General features: G+C 69.6%; 5 protein-coding genes. 2 read left to right on the top strand and 3 right to left on the bottom strand.

What is annotated here, in order from left to right:
• Positions 1–44: 44 nt before the first annotated feature.
• On the bottom strand, positions 45–809 hold the full coding sequence (locus OU415_RS37810; RefSeq protein ID WP_270954605.1) for an SDR family NAD(P)-dependent oxidoreductase: 765 nt from the start codon (positions 807–809) through the stop codon (positions 45–47).
• 288 nt (positions 810–1,097) lie between these two features.
• Positions 1,098–2,069 (bottom strand): oxidoreductase, encoded by a 972-nt coding sequence (locus OU415_RS37815; RefSeq protein ID WP_270954606.1) that lies wholly within the window; start codon positions 2,067–2,069, stop codon positions 1,098–1,100.
• Positions 2,070–2,124: 55 nt separating this feature from the next.
• On the opposite strand from OU415_RS37815, the gene OU415_RS37820 reads away from it, so the two are divergent.
• Positions 2,125–2,547: a MerR family transcriptional regulator gene (locus OU415_RS37820; protein ID WP_270954607.1), complete on the top strand. Its 423-nt coding sequence runs from the start codon at positions 2,125–2,127 to the stop codon at positions 2,545–2,547.
• A 37-nt stretch (positions 2,548–2,584) separates the two neighbouring features.
• On the opposite strand, the gene OU415_RS37825 is transcribed toward OU415_RS37820, so the two are convergent.
• Entirely contained in the window at positions 2,585–3,403 is an 819-nt protein-coding gene (locus OU415_RS37825; RefSeq protein WP_270954608.1) for a polysaccharide lyase, read from the bottom strand.
• Positions 3,404–3,989: 586 nt separating this feature from the next.
• On the opposite strand from OU415_RS37825, the gene OU415_RS37830 reads away from it, so the two are divergent.
• The coding region (locus OU415_RS37830) for a nitrate- and nitrite sensing domain-containing protein (RefSeq protein WP_270954609.1) at positions 3,990–5,429 on the top strand (1,440 nt) is incomplete at its 3' end.

Raw genomic sequence — 5,429 nt, forward strand, 5'->3', positions numbered from 1 at the left:
TGGGTGCGCAGCACGAACCCTGCTGCGCACCCACGACTCCGCCGTCACTGCGCGGTGAAGCCGCCGTCGATCGACAGGTTGGCGCCGGTGATGAAGCTGGCCTCGTCGCTGAGCAGGAACGCCGCGAACGCGGCGATCTCCTCGGGCTTGGAGATCCGGCCCACCGGGTGCAGCCCGGCGATCTGGGCCTCACCTTCCGGCGTCGCGCCCATGGTGCTGCGGAACGCCGGGGTGTCCACCGCGCCGGCGGCGATGGAGTTGACGCGGACGCCCTGCGCCGCGGTCTCCAGCGCGACCGACTTCGTCAGCCCGACGATGCCGTGCTTCGCCGCCGCGTAGGGCGAAACGCTGCCCATGCCCACCACCCCGAGGTTCGAGGCGTTGTTCAGGATCGCCCCGCCACCCGAGGCGAGGATGGCCGGGACCTGGTGCTTCAGACCGAAGTAGACACTGCTCAGGTTGACCTCGATCTCCCCGTGCCAGCCGGACGCGGCGATGTCCTGCACCGCACCGAACGCGGTCACCGCACCGGCGTTGTTGAACGCGCAGTCGAGCCGGCCGAATTCGTCCACCGCCGCGCGCACCAGCGCCGCGACCTCGCTCTCCACCGTCACGTCGGTGGGCACGAACAGCGCCCGGCCGCCCGTCGCGCGGATGTCGGCCGCCAGCTCCTCGCCGACGTCCTTGCTGCGGGCCCCCAGGACCACTGCCGCACCTTCGGCGGCCAGCCGCCGGCTCGTGGCCTCGCCGATACCGGAGGTCGCACCGGTCACCAGGACCACTTTGGACTCGAAACGCGCCGTGTTCATCTCTTCCTCGAAATGCTCGTCATCATCGGACGAACCCGATCCTGTCGGCGAAACCCCTTCGAAGCTGGCGGTATTCGGCCATCACGCTCCAACCCGGTCCGCTCCGACGCGCCCCGGCATGTCGGTCAACGACACACCGACACCTGTGGACAGGTCGACCCCGCTGTGGACAACTTCCGCAATTTCAATGGAAATCGGACCTCTGATTTCCATTGAAATTGCGTTCCCCGGCACCGTGGGACCGCGCAGAGTTGGGATCTGATGGCGGTGCCGGGAGATGAGCAGTTGTCACTGGGAGGTCCAGGGGGAGCGGACTCCGGTGAGGTCGGTTGAGATCTGCCAGAGGCGGTCGGCGCTTTCGCGGTCGAGCGCGTGGGCTCGGACTCCTCCCTCGTCCATCGTCCCGGCTGGGTCGGCGAGTGGTGCGATGTCGCAGTCCTCGCAGTACAACCCTCCGCGGTCGGTCAGCTTCGGCGAAGTGGCGGCCCACAATCCCGTCGCGGCTCCTTGGCCCGGCGTCTTGAATCCGCGGCCGACGACGTTGCCATCGGCGTCGATCCACCCGAACTCGATCTGCTCGGCCCGGGTCAGATCCCGTTGCAGCTCGGTGAGGATCGGCCCCGGGTGCAGGGCGAACGCCCGGACCCCGTCGGACCGGCCGAGCTCGTCCAGCCGCACGGCCGACAGCACGTTGGCGGTCTTGGACTGGCCGTAGGCCTCCCACTTGTCGTAGCCGCGTTCGAAATGCGGGTCGTCCCAGCGGATGTCGGACAGGTGGTGGCCGGCGGAGGAGTAGCTGACCACCCGCGCGCCACCGCGCAGGAGCAGCGGAGCGAGCAGGTTCAACAGGGCGAAGTGGCCGAGGTGGTTGATCGCGAAATGGCTCTCCCAACCGGGCCCGACCCGGCGCTCCGGGCTCGCCATCACCCCCGCGGCGGCGATCACGAAGTCCAGCTTCGCCTCGCTGTCGAGCACGTGCTGGCAAGCCCGGTGAACGCTGGCGAGGTCGGCGAGGTCCATCGGGACGACCGAACCCCCGATGCCGGCCAGCCGGTCCCGGGCGAGCTGCGGTCGCCGGGCCGGGACGATGACGCGGGCCCCTGCCTCGACCAGGGCCCGCGTGGTTTCCAGCCCCAGTCCGGAGTACCCGCCCGTCACCAGAGCCGTCCTCCCGCGGAGGTCGATGCCCGCCATCACCTGTGCTGCCGTGGAGTCGGCGGAGAAGCCCGATCCCATCGGTGTCTGCTGAACGTGTTCCACGCCGAGAACGCTAGGATCTAGAGCGCACTCTAGGTCAAATCGTCGAGGTGGGCCCATGACTTCCGCGCCGAACGAGGCCTTCACCATCGGGCAGGTCGCCGAGCGCACCGGGATGAGCGTGCACGCGCTGCGGTACTACGAGCGGGAGGACCTGCTCATCGGTCCGGTGCGGCGAACCACCGGCGGGCGGCGGGTCTACACCGAGGTCGACGTGGACTGGCTGCAGATCTGCGTCAAGCTCCGGGAGTCCGGGATGCCGCTGGCCGACCTGAAGCGGTTCGCCGAACTCGTCCGCCAGGGGCCCGGCAACGAGGAGCGGCGGCTGGAACTCCTGGACGCCCACCGCGAGCGCGTCGAGGCGCAGATCAGCGCGCTCGAGGAGTGCCGATCGCTGATCCGGTGGAAGGTCGGCGTCTACACCGAACACCTGCGATCCGGTGCGGCCGAAGGGCTCTGGGATCCGGCGAACCGCGGCTGAACCCGCGGGCCTCCCGGGCGGAAGGCCCGCGGTCCGATCAGCTCGACCCGGTGTCGGACACCCGGAAGTCGCGGAACTGGGCGTGCACGTCCCGGCTCGGACCCCAGGACGTGTCGTGGCCGCCGAAGAAGGTGGAGAAGAAAACGCCTGAGAACGGGATGTCGGCGATCTCGCGGATGCCCTGCTCGCTGAGCACCTGCTGGCCGTCGTACCAGACGGTGATGGTGCCGCTGGTGCGGTCCACCGACTGCTCCACGGTGTGCCACTGGTCGTCGGCCTGCCAGTTCCACGCGCCCAGGCCGACGTCCTCGCCGTAGCCGTCGCCCATCGACGGGTCGTAGACGTAGACCGTGGCCTTCGGCTCGTCGCTGCGGATCCGCCACATGTACCGGGTCGACCACGCCTTGCCGTGCTCGCCGCCGCTGGCCTGCCCGGGCGGGCCGCCGTAGAGGCCCGGCAGCTTCCCGCCGCGCCGGCCGAAGTCCCAGTCGGCGGGGAACCGCACCTGGTAGCTCAGGTGCAGCACGGGTGCGTCGGCCAGGTCGTCGCGGCCGATCGAGCGGAAGTCGGTGTAGAACTGGCCGCCGCCCTCGCTCGGGCAGTCGCCGCACGACGGCGCGGAGGAGCCCTTGCCGTAGAACACGTCGAGCGCGTCGTCCTGCGGGGTCATCCGGTCGTACCCGAAGGTGCCCTCGTCGACGACTCCCCACTGCTGCTTCCACGAATCACCGGGGAAGTCGGCGAATCCACCGCTCCAGGGCTCGGCGGCGGGGGAGGCCCCGCCCGGTGCCGCGGACAGCGCCAGCAGCGCCGCCAACGCGATTCCCGTCAACCCGGTCAAGCGTCGTTTGCCCACGTCGTACACCTCGCATCTGGCTGTGCTGCGATGTGGACCGGGCGGCGGTGCGGTCTCGCCGGGGGACAGCGCCCCGGCGAAGTGCCAGGACACACCAGGGCCGGGTGGTCGGTCAACCGCCGTTGAGGGCTTTCCGCACTCGGTTTGCGCAGCGGTGCCGGTCGTGCTTCGCGGTCGCATGCCGGACAGGATGAAAAAGGGCTCATTCCGAGCCGAACTCGGCTTCCCGAGCCACATCCACCCTTGACCCGCTGATCGGGCGATCTGCGCTGGGCCGTTCGGGTGCAGTCCGATGGGCCGTCGGGGTCAAGACGTGAGCTGTGCGCCACAACTTCGCGCAAAGTCCGGTTCATTCACTATCGGATGATCTTAGTTCGATACAGTGCGTGCACATCGGGGACGAGCGAGCGCGCCGAACCAGCGGACGTGCGCCCGCCGCGACCGGTCGCGCACGGAGGGGACCCGGAGCAGGCCGCTGATCCAGCAGCAGCTCCCGGCAGCGCGTCGGTCGTCGGTGGCCGGGCACCGCGCTTCGGCGTGGACGGATGGTTTCCGCACTGGCCAGAACAATTGAGAGTGCGTGGAAGTGACAACCCAGAACGAGTCTTTGGCACCTCTGGAAAGACCGCGAAAGCGCGCCGGTCGGCAGGAGAAGAACTCGATCCGGTCGCGGCTGACGTGGTCGGTCGTCATCCCCTGGATCGTCGTGGTCATCCTCTGGGCGGTCAGTTGCGCTGCATTCGCGTCCGAGGCCATCTACACCCAGATGGTCGCGACCAGCGTCCGGCAGATGTCGCTGCCCGCGATGTCGGCGCTGGAGGAGGTGAAGAAGGAGCGCCTGCTCACCTTCGAGGTCGTCGACCAGCGGGGCGTGGACCAGGCGGGACTGCTCGACCAGCAGCGCAAGACCGACCAGGCCATCGACGCGATGAACCGGGCCGCCGCTGGGCTGATCGATTCGGCGCCGGAGGAGATCCAGCGCTCGCTGACCGACCTGACCGCCTACTTCGACCGGATGGACGGCATCCGCACCCGGGTGGCCGCCGGGCAGATCTCCAACGACGAGGTCAGCGACTTCTACGACGGCCTGTTCGACTCCGCCACCAAGCTGGCCGACGTCCAGGCGAAGCTCACCCTCGACCCGGAGACCCGGCAGGGCGCGATCGCCGCGACCGACCTGCTCCGCGCGGCGGACATGTTCGCCCGTGAAACGTCCCTGGTCGGTACCGCGCTCGACACCGGGCAGCTGCCCGCGGACCAGCACCGGCGCCTGTCGCGCTACATCGACGCGTACCGCAGCACGGTGGAGCAGAACGTCTCGAGCATGCACCCCGTCGTCCGCACCCGGTACGAGAAGCTGGTGGCCAGCCCGGCCTGGCAGCAGCTGACCGGGGTCGAGGACCGGTTCGTCGGCAGCGGCGGGTTCACCAGCGGGGACGACGCGCCGGTGCAGCTCGACGAGTGGCGCCGGCTCTCCGACGAGGTCGGCACCGAGCTCTCCGGCCTGGTGGTCGCGCAGGCCGACGAGGTCTCGGCAGAAGCGGTCGACCGCGGCAGCGATGCACTGTGGACGGTGCTGTGGGGCAGCTTGGCCGCGCTGGTCGTCGCGCTCGTGTCCTTCATCTACGCCCGCCGCGTCTACCGCTCGGTGGTCGACGAGGCGCTGCTGACCCGACTGCAGGGCCTGCGCACCGAATCGCTGGTGATGGCCAACAAGCTGCCCGAGGTGGTGCGGCGACTGCGCGACGGCGAGGCCGTCGACGTCAAGGGCGAGATGGCCGCGCTGGAGCACTTCGGCAACGACGAGGTCGGCCAGGTGGCGCAAGCCATCCAGCTGTTCCAGCGGCAGGCGATGGACGCCGCGGTCGGCGAGACCCGGGCCAGGCAGGGCGCGCGCGTGGTGTTCGTCGGCATGGCGCACCGGATCCAGCGGCTGCTGCGGCAGATGCACGGCACCATCGACCAGCTGGAGAAGAACGAGGAGAGCTCCGCGCAGCTGGCCAAGCTGTTCGAGCTCGACAACTCC

This window comes from Saccharopolyspora oryzae (genome assembly GCF_027853915.1).
Classification (GTDB): Bacteria; Actinomycetota; Actinomycetes; order Mycobacteriales; family Pseudonocardiaceae; genus Saccharopolyspora; species Saccharopolyspora oryzae.